The sequence below is a fragment of the Nonomuraea rhizosphaerae genome (assembly GCF_019396405.1).
In the GTDB taxonomy this organism is placed as follows: Bacteria; Actinomycetota; Actinomycetes; order Streptosporangiales; family Streptosporangiaceae; genus Nonomuraea; species Nonomuraea rhizosphaerae.
Window position 1 is genome coordinate 1 of sequence record NZ_JAHKRL010000337.1, and the last position, 14227, is coordinate 14227.

At 71.7% G+C, this 14227-nt stretch carries 12 protein-coding genes; 9 read left to right on the top strand and 3 right to left on the bottom strand.

The window, feature by feature from the left end; genetic code table 11:
* Positions 1-337 (bottom strand): hypothetical protein (locus tag KME77_RS16890; RefSeq protein ID WP_219468264.1); only part of this gene is annotated, 337 nt, incomplete at its 3' end.
* A 233-nt stretch (positions 338-570) separates the two neighbouring features.
* Here KME77_RS16890 and KME77_RS16895 point away from each other — a divergent pair.
* Positions 571-2283 (top strand): GMC oxidoreductase, encoded by a 1713-nt coding sequence (locus KME77_RS16895; RefSeq protein WP_219468265.1) that lies wholly within the window; start codon positions 571-573, stop codon positions 2281-2283.
* A gap of 53 nt (positions 2284-2336) precedes the next feature.
* Here KME77_RS16895 and KME77_RS16900 read toward each other — a convergent pair whose 3' ends face one another.
* Both KME77_RS16900 and KME77_RS16905 read right to left on the bottom strand, forming a co-directional pair.
* On the bottom strand, positions 2337-3806 hold the full coding sequence (locus tag KME77_RS16900) for an MFS transporter (protein ID WP_308250732.1): 1470 nt from the start codon (positions 3804-3806) through the stop codon (positions 2337-2339).
* A gap of 139 nt (positions 3807-3945) precedes the next feature.
* A complete protein-coding gene (locus tag KME77_RS16905) occupies positions 3946-5619 on the bottom strand; it encodes a class I adenylate-forming enzyme family protein (protein ID WP_219468270.1) in 1674 nt (557 codons plus the stop codon).
* 180 nt (positions 5620-5799) lie between these two features.
* On the opposite strand from KME77_RS16905, the gene argC reads away from it, so the two are divergent.
* Genes argC through argH form a run of 8 tightly spaced genes read left to right on the top strand, consistent with a single transcriptional unit; the run spans position 5800 to position 14113 of the window.
* On the top strand, positions 5800-6822 hold the full coding sequence (gene argC, locus KME77_RS16910) for an N-acetyl-gamma-glutamyl-phosphate reductase (RefSeq protein ID WP_219468273.1): 1023 nt from the start codon (positions 5800-5802) through the stop codon (positions 6820-6822).
* Entirely contained in the window at positions 6819-7970 is a 1152-nt protein-coding gene (argJ, locus tag KME77_RS16915; RefSeq protein WP_219468276.1) for a bifunctional glutamate N-acetyltransferase/amino-acid acetyltransferase ArgJ, read from the top strand. The genes argC and argJ overlap by 4 nt, the downstream gene beginning before the upstream one ends.
* Positions 7967-8839 (top strand): acetylglutamate kinase, encoded by an 873-nt coding sequence (gene argB, locus KME77_RS16920; protein ID WP_219468279.1) that lies wholly within the window; start codon positions 7967-7969, stop codon positions 8837-8839. Before argJ ends, argB begins: the two co-directional genes overlap by 4 nt.
* Complete coding sequence (locus KME77_RS16925; RefSeq protein WP_219468282.1) at positions 8839-10005, top strand: acetylornithine transaminase; 1167 nt, start codon at positions 8839-8841, stop codon at positions 10003-10005. The genes argB and KME77_RS16925 overlap by 1 nt, the downstream gene beginning before the upstream one ends.
* On the top strand, positions 10002-10922 hold the full coding sequence (gene argF / locus KME77_RS16930) for an ornithine carbamoyltransferase (RefSeq protein WP_219468285.1): 921 nt from the start codon (positions 10002-10004) through the stop codon (positions 10920-10922). The genes KME77_RS16925 and argF overlap by 4 nt, the downstream gene beginning before the upstream one ends.
* Positions 10919-11425 (top strand): arginine repressor, encoded by a 507-nt coding sequence (locus KME77_RS16935; RefSeq protein WP_219468286.1) that lies wholly within the window; start codon positions 10919-10921, stop codon positions 11423-11425. The genes argF and KME77_RS16935 overlap by 4 nt, the downstream gene beginning before the upstream one ends.
* A gap of 20 nt (positions 11426-11445) precedes the next feature.
* A complete protein-coding gene (locus tag KME77_RS16940) occupies positions 11446-12642 on the top strand; it encodes an argininosuccinate synthase (protein ID WP_219468289.1) in 1197 nt (398 codons plus the stop codon).
* A 46-nt stretch (positions 12643-12688) separates the two neighbouring features.
* On the top strand, positions 12689-14113 hold the full coding sequence (gene argH / locus KME77_RS16945; protein ID WP_219468291.1) for an argininosuccinate lyase: 1425 nt from the start codon (positions 12689-12691) through the stop codon (positions 14111-14113).
* The last annotated feature ends 114 nt before the right edge of the window (positions 14114-14227 follow it).

Consider the following 14227-nt stretch of genomic DNA (forward strand, 5'->3'; position numbering starts at 1 on the left):
GCGCCGGGGCGATGGCCCCCACCGCGCCGGGAGTGGTGAACGCCCCGGCGACCACGGCCGCCACGCTGCCGAGCGTCCAGACGACGTTCAGGCCGATCACGACCTTGGTCGCCGCCGGGCTGATCGCGCGGCGCGAGGCCAGCAGTCCGACCGCCGCGCCGTACACGAGCAGGAACACGCCGGCCTCGCGCAGCAGGCCCGCCTCGGGCCCCAGGAGGTCGCTCACCGGGCCGGCGGCCAGGAGGTAGGCCAGCCCGTTGACACCGGTGACGACGGCGTCGAAGGCCAGCGCCAGGCGCAGGAACCTGGCTCGGTCGGTCATGGTGAGGGCGGTCATCCCGGTGCTCCTTCGTGAGGCGTTCCGTGAGGTGTCCGGACACGAGAAACATGTCAGGAGGGGCATAGGCGCCGCGATTACGCCGCAGGTAATGCGCCCGCCTATCCGCGGTTCGACCTGCGGTGGAGGAGCTAGAGAAACCTGTCCGTCCCGGGACGGCGCGCCAGGATTGTCGCGGCCTTCACGGCGCGGTCTACTGGATGGACATTTGCCGTGTAATGGGGGCGACATCCATGGCACTTCCTGAGCTCATCCCGTCCGGCCGGCCCGTGGACGTGCAGGCGACGAGGTTCTCGCTCGACGCGCTCGGCCGCTTCTTCTGCAACACCTGGGAGGAGGCGACGGGCAACGGGGGAGCGCCGTTCTCCGCCGTGGTGGTCGGCGCGGGCATGTACGGCGCGTACTGCGCCACGAAGCTCTACCGCCGGCACCCGGGCAAGCGGATCCTCCTGCTCGACGCGGGACGCTTCCTGGTCCCGCAGCACGTCCAGAACCTGGGCCGGATCGGCCTGAACGTCCCCGCGCCCATCCCGCCCGCCGCCGACCCGGGGGTGCCGCGCGAGCTGGTGTGGGGCCTGCCGTGGCGGGGCAACGTCGACTTCCCGGGCCTGGCGTACTGCTGCGGCGGCAAGTCCCTGTACTGGGGCGGCTGGTGCCCGCGGCTGACGCCCGGCGACCTCAAGCTGTGGCCGGCCTCGACGGCGGCCTACCTGGACAGCCACTACGTGAACGTGGAGAGCGAGATCGGCGTCGTGCCCGCCGCCGACTTCATCGCCGGGGAGCTGTCCGCGACCCTGTCCGAGGCGCTGGTCAGCGCCGCCTCCTCGATGCCGGACGTCGAGACGGGCTTCGGCGACCACGGCGTCGAGGTGGCGCCCCTGGCGGTGCAGGGCGACTCGCCGATCTCCGGGCTGTTCAGCCTAGGCAAGTACAGCGCCCTGCCGCTGCTGATGGACGCGGTCCGCGAGGACATCGCGGGGGCGGGCGCGGCCGACGCCGCCCGCCGCCTGTTCATGGTGCCGGTGGCGCACGTCATCCGGGCACACACGGATGGCGACACGGTGACCGGCATCGACGTCGAGGTCGACGGGCGGCGCGAGCACCTCGCGCTGGCCCCCGACTGCGCCCTGATCCTCGCCGCGAGCGCGGTGGAGACGACCCGGCTCGCGCTGCACTCGTTCCCGAGCCCGCTCATGGGCCGCAACCTCATGGCGCACGTGCGCAGCGACTTCACCGTGCGCATCCACCGCTCCGCGCTGCCGCCGGTGCCCGGACACGTGCAGACGGCCGCCCTGCTGCTGCGCGGCCTGGTGCCCGGCGGCCGGTTCCACATCCAGATCACCGCCTCCACCAGCCGGGACGGCTCCGACGAGCTGCTGTTCCGCATGATCCCCGACATGGACATGCTCGACACGCAACTCGCTAACACCGACCCCGACTGGATCACCGTCACGCTGCGCTGCATCGGTGAGATGCAGGGCGACAAGACCACGGCGGTGCCGGACCCGGACAAGAGCTGGATCGACCTCAGCCCGCACGAGCTGGACGAGTACGGCGTGCCGCGCGCCTACGTCAACATCGTGCTCGACCGCGAGGGCAGGCAGGTCTGGGACGCGATGGACGAGGCCGCGCTCGACGTGGCCGCCAGGGTGGCCGGCTCGCCGGACAAGATCCAGTACCTGTACGACGGCGCCTGGCAGACCCGGCCGTTCCCGCTGGACAGGGCCTTCCCCGACTGGCACCGCGGCCTGGGGACGACCTACCACGAGGCGGGCACGCTGTGGATGGGCGAGGATCCGGCCACGTCCGTGACCGACCCGATCGGGCGCTTCCACCACCTGCGCAACGCGTACGCGTGCGACCAGTCGCTGTTCCCGACCGTCGGGTCGGTCAACCCCGTCGTCACCGGCCTGACCCTGGCCAGGCAGCTCGCCGAACGGCTCTGAGACACGGAAAAGGGCGCCCGGCGGGCGCCCTTTCCATGAAATTCCGGGAACGGTCAGCGAGCCTGACGGGGGAGCAGGAACCCGACCGCGAACGCCAGCGCCGTCAGCCCCAGCGTGATCAGCGTCACCGTGCCCGCCGCCTGCACCGCGCCCAGCCTGACCGCCTCCACCGCGTGCCCGCCGATGTGTCCTGCCTGCCCGAGCTGCCCGAAGAACACCGTCCCCAGCACCGCGATGCCGAGCGAGGCGCCGAGCTGCTGGATGCCCTCCAGCGTCCCGGACGCGGAGCCGATCTCATGGTCCTCGACGCCGCCCATGATGATGCCGAACAGCGGGACGAAGATCATGCCCATCCCCACCCCGTACGCCAGCAGCGGCAGCACCAGGTCCCACGCGCCCACCGAGGCCCCGGCGAGCTGGAAGACCGCGTACAGGGCCGTGATGCCGACCGCCATGATCGCCAGCCCGAGGTGCAGGATCCGCCGCCCGAGCACGGCCATCCTGGCGGCCGAGAAGGCGGTGCCGAGGAAGGCCCCGACGGCCCAGCTGGCCATCGTCAGGCTGGCGCGCAGCGCGCTGTAGCCGAGTCCGAGCTGCAGGAACATGCCGACCGCCAGCCCGAACCCGGCGACCGCGCCGAAGAAGACGATCACGAAGACGACGCCGGAGGAGAAGGAGCGCTTGCCGAAGACGCTCGGCTCGATCAGCGTGGCCGCCCCGGCGCGGTTGCGGCGCACCTGGTAGAGGCCGAACAGCCCGAACACCGGCACCGACGCGGCCAGCATCACCAGCGACCAGGCGGGCCAGCCCAGCTCGCGGCCCTGCACCAGCGGGTAGATCATCAGCAGCATCCCGGCCCCGGCCAGCAGGCTGCCGGGCAGGTCGAGCCGGGTCGAGCGGGTCCTGGCCGGCGCGGAGGGCAGCGTCCGGGCGCCGACGATCAGCGCGTACAGGCCGAGCGGCAGGTTGATCAGGAAGATCATGCGCCAGCCGGTGCCCAGCACGTCGGCGTCCACCAGCAGCCCGGCGACGACCGGCCCGAGGATCGTGGCCAGCCCGATGACCGGCCCGAACGCCCCGAACGCCTTGCCCTGCTCGGCCGGCGGGAACAGGTCACGGATCAGGCCGAACCCCTGCGGGATCATCACGGCCCCGGTCAGGCCCTGGAGCGCCCTGGCCACGATCAGGATCTCGGGGGTCGGCGCGAGGGCGCAGGCCAGCGAGGTGATGACGAACCCGGCGGTGCCGAGCAGCAGCATCCTGCGCCGGCCGAACATGTCGCCGAGCCGCCCGCCGGTCAGCAGTCCCACCGCCAGCGCGAGGGTGTACCCGGCGGCGATCCACTGCAGCGCGGCCGCGCCGCCGCCCAGGTCGGCCTGGATGGCCGGGCCGCCGACGCTCACCACGGTGGAGTCCAGCAGGTTCATCAGCGTCGCGCCGAGGACGGCGGACAGGCCCAGCCACGGACGGCGTACGCCGATGCTGGGGGAGATCGTCGCCGGTGCCTCTAGTACTGCGGTCACAGTGTCCTCCACTAAGCGGAACGGATCGCTTCGTTCTGCTTCCAGCTTAGGGGAACGGAATGATTTATTCCAGTACGAGACGCCAAGATCTTTTACTGTGGAACGTTCCATTTCTGCGAGGCCCGAAGGCCCCGAGCCGCTACGCGGACAGCACCTCCTGGCGCAGCCGCGTCTTGAGGATCTTGCCGCCCGGGTTGCGCGGCAGCTCCGACTCCCGGAACCACACCTGTGTCGGGATCTTGAACTTGGCGATCCGTCCCGCCAGGAACTCCCGCAGGTCCTCGACGGTGGCGGCGCTCCCCGGCCGCAGCCGGACCACCGCCCCCACCTCCTCGCCCAGCTCGTCGTGCGGCACCCCGATCACCGCGGCGTCGTCCACCGCCGGGTGCTCGAACAGGGCCGCCTCCACCTCGGCGCAGTACACGTTCTCGCCGCCCCGGATGACCATGTCCTTGGCCCGGTCGACGATGTAGACGAAGCCCTCGGAGTCGATCCTGGCCAGGTCGCCGGTGTGCACCCAGCCGTCCACGAACGTCTCCTTCGTGGCCTCCGGCTTGTTCCAGTAGCCGAGGATGACGTTCGGGCCGCGCATGCACAGCTCGCCCACCTCGTCCGGCGGCAGCTCCTCGCCCATCGGGCCGACGACCCGCACGTCCACCACGGCCGACGGCAGCCCGATGCTGTCCGGCCGCGCCTGGTAGTCGGGGCCGCCGATGCCCACGGCCAGACCGGTCGTCTCCGTCATGCCGTAGCCGTTGGAGGGGGCGCGGTCGGGCAGGTTCGCGGTGATGCGCTCCAGCAGCTTGGGCGGGGCGGGCGCGCCGCCGTACCCGAGCGTGGTCAGCGACGACAGGTCGTACTTGCCGAAGTCGGGGTGCGACATGAGCTGCCAGGAGTTGGTCGGCACGCCGATCGTGGTGGTGACCTTCTCCCGCTCGATGATCCGCAGCGCCTGCCCGGCGTCCCACTTGTACATGAGCACCAGCCCGCCGCCGGTGAACATCGTGGTGATCAGCGCCGAGAAGGTGCCCGTCACGTGGAACAGCGGCACGGTCAGCAGCGTCACCCTGCGTACGCCGGTCGCCGCAGCCACGTCCTTGCCCGCCATCGCCACCGCCCGCACCAGGCCGTAGGCGACCGTCATCGGAGCCTGTCCCAGGTTGCGGTGGCTGCCCAGCGCCCCCTTGGGGAACCCGGTCGTGCCCGAGGTGTAGAAGATCGTGGCCGGGTCGTCGGGCGCCAGCTCGACGGCCGGCAGCGTCACCTCGCCGGTGACCTCGCCCAGCACCTCCTCGAACGAGCGCGCGCCCTCGGGCGCCTCGCCCCTGGCCACGATCATCGGCACGCCGGTCCCGGCCGAAACGGCGGCCAGCCGCCCGGCCCGCTCGCCGTCCGCGATCAGCACCTTGGCGCCGCAGTCCTTCACCCCGTACGCCAGCTCCGGCTCGGTCCACCAGGCGTTGAGCGGCACCGCGACGGCTCCCGCGGCGAGCGCGGCGGAGAAGGCCACCACCCACTCCGGGTAGTTGCGCATGGCCACGACCACCCGGTCGCCCTTGGTCACGCCGTAGTCGTCGACGAGCCGGTTGGCCAGCGTCGCCGCCCTGCGGTAGTGCTCCTCGAAGGTGATGTGCTCGTCCTCGTAGACGAGGAACTCCTTGTCGCCCTGCCATCTGCTGTTCTCCAGCAGGGCCCGGAAGTGGGGAGGGGCGTGCTTCCACGTCCGCACGCCGGTGTCGCCGATCTCCTCCGTCTCGAACAGCTGGCCAGGGCCGGTGAGCTGGGCTTGGACCTGGGCATGCGTAAAGGTCATGCGAAGCGCTCCCGCGATGGACGGCATCCGGATTTATCACAGTACCGACCGGTAGGTACGTCGCGCTAGATCTCACAATGTGGGCGCTGAGCCCTGCTCAACTTGCATGTCCATCCCCATGAGTGCATTATCTTCACGGTAAGGACATGAGGTAGAGTGCATGGTTATGCAGGGGGCGAGATGAAGGCGGCGATCGCCGGAGCCAGCGGCTACGCGGGGGGTGAGCTGCTGAGACTCCTGCTCGGACACCCCGGGTTCGAGGTCGGCGCGCTCACCGCGGCCTCCAGTGCAGGTACCCCGCTGGCCGCTCACCAACCGCACCTTCCACAGTTGGCCGACCGAATCATCCAGGAAACCTCCGGCGCGGCGCTCGCCGGGCACGAGGTGGTCTTCCTGGCCCTGCCGCACGGCCACTCCGCCGCCGTCGCCGCCGAGCTGCCCGCCGGCGTGGTCGTCGTCGACTGCGGCGCCGACCACCGGCTCACCGACCCCGCCGCCTGGCGGGAGTTCTACGGCGGCGAGCACGCCGGCACCTGGCCGTACGGCCTGCCCGAGCTGCCCGGCCAGCGCCAGGTGCTCGCGGACGCCAGGCGCATCGCGGTGCCCGGCTGCTACCCGACCTCCGTCCTGCTCGCCCTGTTCCCCGCCTTCGCCCATGGCCTGGCCGAACCCGACGTGGTCGTGGTCGCCGCCAGCGGCACCAGCGGCGCGGGCAAGGCCGCCAAGCCCCACCTGCTGGGCAGCGAGGTCATGGGCTCGGTCAGCGCGTACGGCGTGGGCGGCCTGCACCGCCACACCCCCGAGATGGAGCAGGGGCTGAGCGGCGTCGCGGGAGTCCCGGTCCGCGTGTCGTTCACCCCGACGCTGGCTCCCATGAGCCGCGGCATCCTGGCCACCTGCACCGCGCCCGCCGCCCCCGGGCTGACCAGGGCCGCTGTGCGCGAGGCGTACGAGAGCGCCCTGGCCAAGGAGCCGTTCGTCCGGCTGCTGCCCGAGGGCCTCTGGCCCGCCACCGCGATGACCTACGGCGCCAACACCGCGGCGCTGCAGGTGACGCTCGACGAGCGCGCGGGCCGCCTGATCGCCGTCATCGCCATCGACAACCTCACCAAGGGCACGGCCGGAGGCGCGATCCAGAGCGTCAACCTCGCACTCGGCCTGCCGGAAGAGCTCGGCCTTCCCCTGACAGGAGTCGCACCTTGAGTGTCACCGCACCATTGGGATTCAGAGCGGCCGGCGTGGCCGCCGGCATCAAGTCCGGCGGCGCCCGTGACCTGGCCCTGGTCGTCAACGACGGCCCCAGCCGCGCCGCCGCGGGCGTCTTCACCGCCAACCGCGTGAAGGCCGCGCCCGTTCTGTGGTCGCAGCAGGTCCTGCGCGGTGGCCGGCTGCGCGCGGTCGTCCTCAACTCGGGCGGCGCCAACGCCTGCACGGGGCCGGAGGGCTTCCAGGACACGCACGCCACCGCCGAGAAGGTGGCCGCGGTCCTCCAGGACTCGGCCGGTGAGATCGCCGTCTGCTCGACCGGCCTGATCGGCGAGCGACTGCCCATGGACCCGCTGCTGGACGGGGTGGAGCAGGCCGCCGCGCAGGCCTCCCGCGACGGCGGGCTGGCCGCCGCCGACGCCATCCGCACCACCGACACCGTCTCCAAGATCTCCTTCAGGCGCGGCGAGGGCTACATGGTCGGTGGCATGGCCAAGGGCGCGGGCATGCTCGCCCCGGCGCTGGCCACCATGCTGTGCGTGATCACCACCGACGCCGACCTGAGCGCGCAGGAGCTCGACACGGCGCTGCGCGCGGCCACCTCCAGGACGTTCGACCGGCTCGACACCGACGGCTGCATGTCGACCAACGACACCGTGCTGCTGCTGGCCAGCGGCGCCGCCGGGGTCAAGCCCGACCTGGCCGAGTTCGGGCGCAAGGTCACCGAGGTCTGCGCCGACCTGGCCAGGCAGCTCCTGGTGGACGCCGAGGGCGCCTCCAAGGCCATCGCCATCGAGGTCGTCGGCGCGGCGTCGGAGGACGACGCGGTCAAGGTCGGCCGCGCGGTCTCCCGCTCCAACCTGCTCAAGTGCGCCATCCACGGCGAGGACCCCAACTGGGGCCGCGTCCTGGCCGCCGTCGGCACCACCGACGCCGTCTTCGAGCCCGACCGGCTGAACGTCGCCATCAACGGCATCTGGATCTGCCGCGGCGGCGCCGTCGGCGACGACCGCGACAAGGTGGACATGCGCCCCCGCGACGTCACCATCACCATCGACCTGTCGGCCGGCGCCCACTCGGCCACCGTCCACACCACCGACCTGACCGCGGACTACGTCCACGAGAACTCGGCCTACTCCTCATGAGGGCCGGCACCGCGCAGGCCAAGGCCGACACGCTCATCGAGGCGCTGCCCTGGCTGGCCCGCTTCCACGGCGCCGTCGTCGTCATCAAGTACGGCGGCAACGCGATGATCGACGAGGCCCTCATGGAGGGCTTCGCCGAGGACATCAGCTTCCTGCACTACGCCGGCCTGCGCCCGGTCGTGGTGCACGGCGGCGGCCCGCAGATCAGCGAGGCGCTCGCCCGGCACGGCATCGAGTCCACCTTCACCGCCGGGCTGCGCGTCACCACTCCCGAGGCCATGCAGGTCGTCAGGATGGTCCTGACCGGCCAGGTCAACCGCGACGTCGTCGGCCTGATCAACCGGCACGGCCCGCTCGCGGTCGGCATGTCCGGCGAGGACGCCCACCTGTTCACCGCCGAGCGCAAGCACGTGGTCGTGGACGGCGAGCCGGTCGACATCGGCCAGGTCGGCGAGATCGTCAAGGTCGCCCCCGGCGCCGTCCAGGCCATGATCGACAACGGCCGCATCCCGGTCGTCTCCAGCGTCGCCCGCGGCCACGACGGCCAGATCTACAACGTCAACGCCGACACCGCCGCCGCCGCGCTGGCCGTCGCCCTCCAGGCCGACAAGCTCATCGTCCTGACCGACGTCGAGGGCCTGTACGCCGGCTGGCCCGACGACACCGACGTGATCGGCAAGCTCCACGCCGCCGAGCTGGAGACCCTGCTGCCGTCGCTGTCCAGCGGCATGATGCCCAAGATGGAGGCCTGCCTGACGGCCGTCCAGGGCGGCGTCCCCCAAGCTCACGTGCTCGACGGCCGGGTCCCGCACTCGCTGCTGCTCGAGATCTTCACCGACCAAGGAATCGGAACCATGGTGATGCCCTGATGAGCCTCCACGACAGGTTCGAACAAGCCTTCATGCCCGTCTACGGCGTCCCGCCGATCGCCCTGGCACGAGGCGAGGGCACCCGCGTGTGGGACGTGGACGGCAGGCAGTACCTCGACTTCATCGGCGGCATCGCGGTCAGCTCGCTCGGCCACGCCCACCCCGCCCTGGTCGAGGCCGTCTCCAAGCAGGTCGCCACCATCGCGCACACGAGCAACCTGTTCCTGCACGAGCCCGAGGTGCTGCTCGCCGAACGGCTCATCGGCCTGCTGCGCGCCCCCGCCCGCGTCTTCTTCTCCAACTCCGGCACCGAGGCGAACGAGGCCGCCTACAAGCTGGCCATGAAACACGGCCGGCGCGAGGGCCGCACCTACTTCGTGGCCGCCGAGAACGGCTTCCACGGCCGTACGATCGGCGCCCTCTCGCTGACCGGCAAGCAGTCGATCCGCGACCAGTTCGGCCCCTTCCCGGTCCCGGTCCGCTTCGTCCCGTACGGTGACGCCACCGCGCTCAAGGAGGCGGTGGACGGCGACTGCATCGCGGTGTTCCTGGAGCCCACGCAGGGCGAGGCCGGGGTCGTGCCGCCGCCGGACGGCTACCTCGCCGCTGCGCGCGAGATCTGCGACGCGACCGGCGCGCTGCTGGTGGCCGACGAGATCCAGTCCGCGATCGGCCGCACCGGCCACTGGTTCGCCCACCAGGCCGACGGCGTCACCCCCGACATCCTGACCCTGGCCAAGGGCCTGGGCGGCGGCCTGCCGATCGGCGCGTGCGTCGGCTTCGGCGACGCCGGCGACCTGTTCGACAAGGGCGACCACGGCTCCACGTTCGGCGGCAACCCGGTCTCCTGCGCCGCGGCGCTGGCCGTGCTCGACAACCTCGACCTCGACCACGTCAAGTCCGCCGGCTCCCGGCTGCGCGCCGGGCTCTCGGCCGTGGACCACCCGCTGCTCAAGGACGTGCGCGGGCGCGGCCTGTGGCTGGCCGTGGTACTGAACGAGCCCGTCTCGGGCAGGGTGCAGGAGGCGGCCGCTCGCGCCGGCTTCCTCGTCAACGCCCTCCAGCCCGACGCCGTACGGCTCGCGCCGCCCCTGGTGGTGACCGAGGAGGAGATCGGCGCACTGGTGGCCGCGTTCCCGGCGATCCTCACGGAGGCGGTCTCATGACCCGCCATTTTCTCAGAGACGACGATCTCTCGCCCGCCGAGCAGGCCGAGGTCCTCGACCTGGCCGCCGCGATGAAGAAGGACCGCTTCGGCTACCGCCCCTTCGAGGGCCCGAAGACCGTGGCCGTCCTGTTCGACAAGCCCTCCACCCGGACCCGCGTCTCCTTCGCCGTCGGCGTCGGCGAGCTGGGCGGCATCCCGCTGGTCATCGACGGCGGCTCCTCCCAGCTGGGCAGGGGCGAGCCCATCGAGGACACCGCCAGAGTCCTGGAGCGCCAGGTCGCCGCCATCGTCTGGCGCACCGCCGGCCAGAACCGCGTCGAGGCCATGGCCGCCGGCACCACCGTGCCCGTGGTCAACGCGCTGACCGACGGGTTCCACCCCTGCCAGATCCTCGCCGACCTGCAGACCGTACGCGAGCGGCTCGGCTCCGCGGCCGGCACCACGCTCACCTACCTCGGCGACGGCGCCAACAACATGGCCCACTCCTACCTGCTCGGTGGCGCCACCGCCGGGATGCACGTGCGGATCGGCGCCCCCACCGGCTACGAGCCCGACGCCGTCATCCTCGACCAGGCCGCCGCCATCGCCGCGCGGACCGGCGGCTCGGTCGTGTCGCTGTCCGACCCCGTCGCCGCCGTCCAGGGAGCCCACGTCGTCGCCACCGACACGTGGGTGTCGATGGGCCAGGACGGCAAGGACGAGCGCGTACGGGTGCTCATGCCGTACCAGGTCAACTCCGAGCTGATGGAGCACGCCGCGCCCGACGCGATCGTGCTGCACTGCCTGCCCGCCTACCGCGGCTACGAGATCACCTCCGAGGTGATCGACGGCCCGCGCAGCGCGGTGTGGGACCAGGCCGAGAACCGGCTGCACGCCCAGAAGGCGCTGCTGCACTGGCTGGTGAGCACCACATGACCATCCCGCTGACCAAGGTCGCCCGCCAGGCGAAGATCACCGAACTGCTCCAGCGGCAGGCCGTGCGCTCCCAGCCCGAGCTGGCCAAGCTGCTGGCCGAGAGCGGGGTCGAGGTCACCCAGGCCACGCTCTCCCGCGACCTGGACGAGCTCGGCGCGCTCAAGCTGCGGGCCGAGGACGGCTCCCTGGTATACGCGCTGCCCGGCGAGGGCGGCGGCCGCATCCCGCTGGCCAGGCTGGGCACGGGGGAGTCCCCGGCCGCCCGGCTGCACCGCATCTCGGAGGAGCTGCTGGTCTCGGCCGAGGCGTCGGCCAACCTGGTCATCGTCAGGACCCCGCCCGGCGCCGCCCAGTTCCTGGCCTCCGCCATCGACCACGCCGACTGGGAGTCCATCCTCGGCACGGTCGCCGGCGACGACACGATCCTCGTCATCAGCCGCGACCCCCAGGGCGGCGACGCCGTGGCCGAGGCGCTGCTCAGGATCGCCTCCCGCCGCACCTGAACCCCACCCGGAGAATCATCATGACCGAGAGAGTAGTCCTCGCCTTTTCCGGCGGACTGGACACGTCCGTCGCCATCCCGTTCCTCGCCGAGAAGATGGACGCCGAGGTCATCGCCGTCGCCGTCGACCTCGGCCAGGGCGGCGAGGACATGGAGGCGATCCAGAAGAGGGCCATGGACTGCGGCGCGGTCGAGTCCGTCGTCGTGGACGCCAAGGAGGAGTTCGCGGCCGACTTCTGCCTGCCCGCGCTGCGGGCCAACGCCCTCTACATGGACCGCTACCCGCTGCTGTCGGCCCTGTCGCGCCCCCTCATCGTCAAGCACCTGGTGAGCGCGGCCAAGCAGTTCGGCGGCACGATCGTCTCCCACGGCTGCACCGGCAAGGGCAACGACCAGGTCCGCTTCGAGGCCGGCCTCGCCGCGCTCGCGCCCGGACTCAAGGTCGTCGCCCCCGCCCGCGACTTCGCCTGGACCCGCGACAAGGCGATCGAGTACGCCGAGGGCAGAGGCCTGCCGATCGAGACGTCCAGGAAGAACCCGTTCTCCATCGACCAGAACCTCTGGGGCAGGGCGATCGAGACCGGCTTCCTGGAGGACATCTGGAACGGCCCCACCGAGGACGTCTACTCCTATACCGCCGACCCGTCCGTGGCCCGCGAGCCCGACGAGGTCGTCATCACCTTCGAGGAGGGCGTACCGGTCAGGCTCGACGGCCGCGCGCTCACCCCGTACCAGGTCATCGACGAGCTGAACACGCGCGCCGGAGCCCACGGCGTCGGCCGCGTCGACATGGTCGAGGACCGGCTCGTCGGCATCAAGTCGCGCGAGGTGTACGAGGCGCCCGGCGCGGTCGCCCTGATCACCGCCCACATGGAGCTGGAGAACGTCACCGTCGAACGCGACCTGGCCCGCTTCAAGCGCGGCGTCGACCAGCGGTGGAGCGAGCTCGTCTACGACGGCCTGTGGTACTCGCCGCTCAAACGGGCGCTCGACGCGCTCATCGCCGAGGCGCAGAGCCACGTCAGCGGCGACATCCGGATGACTTTGCACGGCGGCCGGGCCACCGTCACCGGGCGGCGCTCCGAGCGCTCCCTGTACGACTTCTCGCTGGCGACGTACGACACGGGCGACGCCTTCGACCAGTCCCTGGCCAAGGGCTTCGTCCAGCTCTTCGGCCTGCCGTCGAAGATCGCCGCCGCCCGTGACGCGAAGCGGTAGGCACTTGCACTATGGTCGCGTGGGACGTCGCGGGAGAGCTGAGGAGATGACGGTGAGTGATGGCAAGCCGATGCGGCTGTGGGGCGGGCGCTTCGAAGGGGGCCCGGCCGACGCGCTGACCCGGCTGTCGGTGAGTGTGCACTTCGACTGGCGGCTCGTGCCGTACGACCTGGCCGCGTCCAGGGCGCACGCCCGGGTGCTGCACAGGGCGGGGCTGCTGGACGACGACGAGCTCGAACGCATGATCGGCGCGCTCGACGACCTGGAACGGGCCTGCAAGGCGGGCGAGTTCCGGCCGACGGTCGAGGACGAGGACGTGCACACCGCGCTCGAACGCGGCCTGCTGGAGCGCCTCGGCTCCCAGCTCGGCGGCAAGCTGCGGGCCGGCCGCAGCCGTAACGACCAGATCGCCACCGACCTGCGGCTCTACCTGCGCGACCACGCCCGCACGATCGTCTCCAGGCTGGTGGAGCTGGAGACGGCGCTCATGACGCAGGCCGCCGCGCACGCCGAGACGGCCGCGCCCGGCATGACCCATCTGCAGCACGCGCAGCCGGTCTCGTTCGGGCACCAGCTGCTCGCCCACGTGCACGCCTTCGCCCGCGACATCGACCGGATCATCGACTGGGACAAGCGCGCGGCCGTCTCGCCGCTGGGCTCCGGCGCGCTGGCCGGCTCGTCGCTGCCGCTGGACCCGGTGGCCGTGGCCGCCGAGCTGGGCTTCTCCGCCGCCGCGCCCAACTCCATGGACGCCGTGGCCGAGCGCGACTTCGCGGCCGAGTTCCTGTTCGACGCCGCCATGATCGGGGTGCACCTGTCGCGGCTCGGCGAGGAGATCGTCCTGTGGGCCTCGCAGGAGTTCCGCTGGATCGAGATGAGCGACGCCTACTCCACCGGCTCGTCGATCATGCCGCAGAAGAAGAACCCCGACGTCGCCGAGCTGGCCCGCGGCAAGACGGGGCGGCTGGTCGGCAACCTCATGGCGCTGCTCACCACGCTCAAGGGCCTGCCGCTCACCTACAACCGTGACCTGCAGGAGGACAAGGAGCCCGTGTTCGACTCGGTCGACACGCTGCTGCTCGTCCTGCCCGCCATGGCCGGGCTGGTCGACACCATGCGCGTCAACACCGCGCGCCTGGAGGCCTCGGCCCCCGACGGGTTCGCGCTGGCCACCGACCTGGCCGAGCTGCTGGTGCGGCGCGGCGTGCCGTTCCGCGACGCCCACGAGGCGGTCGGGCACCTGGTGGTCTACTGCCAGTCCTTCGACAAGGACATGGGCGAGCTGACCGACGACGAGCTGAGCAAGATCAACGAGTACCTGACGCCCGACGTGCGCGACGTGCTCAACGTGCCCGGAGCCCTGGCCGCCCGCAAGGCGCACGGCGGCACCGCGCCAGACCGGGTCCGCGACCAGCTCACCGCCCTGCGCGAGTCGGTCGACGCCCAGGCCGCCTGGGCCGCCGGGTCCTAGGCATTGTTGTCGTACCCGTCGCCGTCCCTCACGCCGCTGCCGCGCGGCTTCTTCGACCGGCCGTCGCACGAGGTCGCGCCCGAGCTCCTCGGGCGCGTGCTCGTGCACGGCCCC

What these genes read in the sequence shown, in the direction of transcription:
- KME77_RS16935 (WP_219468286.1), top strand. Translation starts at nt 10,919, where the DNA reads ATGACCATCCCGCTGACCAAGGTCGCCCGCCAGGCGAAGATCACCGAA.
- argF (WP_219468285.1), top strand. Translation starts at nt 10,002, where the DNA reads ATGACCCGCCATTTTCTCAGAGACGACGATCTCTCGCCCGCCGAGCAG.
- KME77_RS16905 (WP_219468270.1), bottom strand. Translation starts at nt 5,619, where the DNA reads ATGACCTTTACGCATGCCCAGGTCCAAGCCCAGCTCACCGGCCCTGGC.
- argB (WP_219468279.1), top strand. Translation starts at nt 7,967, where the DNA reads ATGAGGGCCGGCACCGCGCAGGCCAAGGCCGACACGCTCATCGAGGCG.
- KME77_RS16940 (WP_219468289.1), top strand. Translation starts at nt 11,446, where the DNA reads ATGACCGAGAGAGTAGTCCTCGCCTTTTCCGGCGGACTGGACACGTCC.
- argH (WP_219468291.1), top strand. Translation starts at nt 12,689, where the DNA reads ATGACGGTGAGTGATGGCAAGCCGATGCGGCTGTGGGGCGGGCGCTTC.
- argC (WP_219468273.1), top strand. Translation starts at nt 5,800, where the DNA reads ATGAAGGCGGCGATCGCCGGAGCCAGCGGCTACGCGGGGGGTGAGCTG.
- KME77_RS16925 (WP_219468282.1), top strand. Translation starts at nt 8,839, where the DNA reads ATGAGCCTCCACGACAGGTTCGAACAAGCCTTCATGCCCGTCTACGGC.
- KME77_RS16895 (WP_219468265.1), top strand. Translation starts at nt 571, where the DNA reads ATGGCACTTCCTGAGCTCATCCCGTCCGGCCGGCCCGTGGACGTGCAG.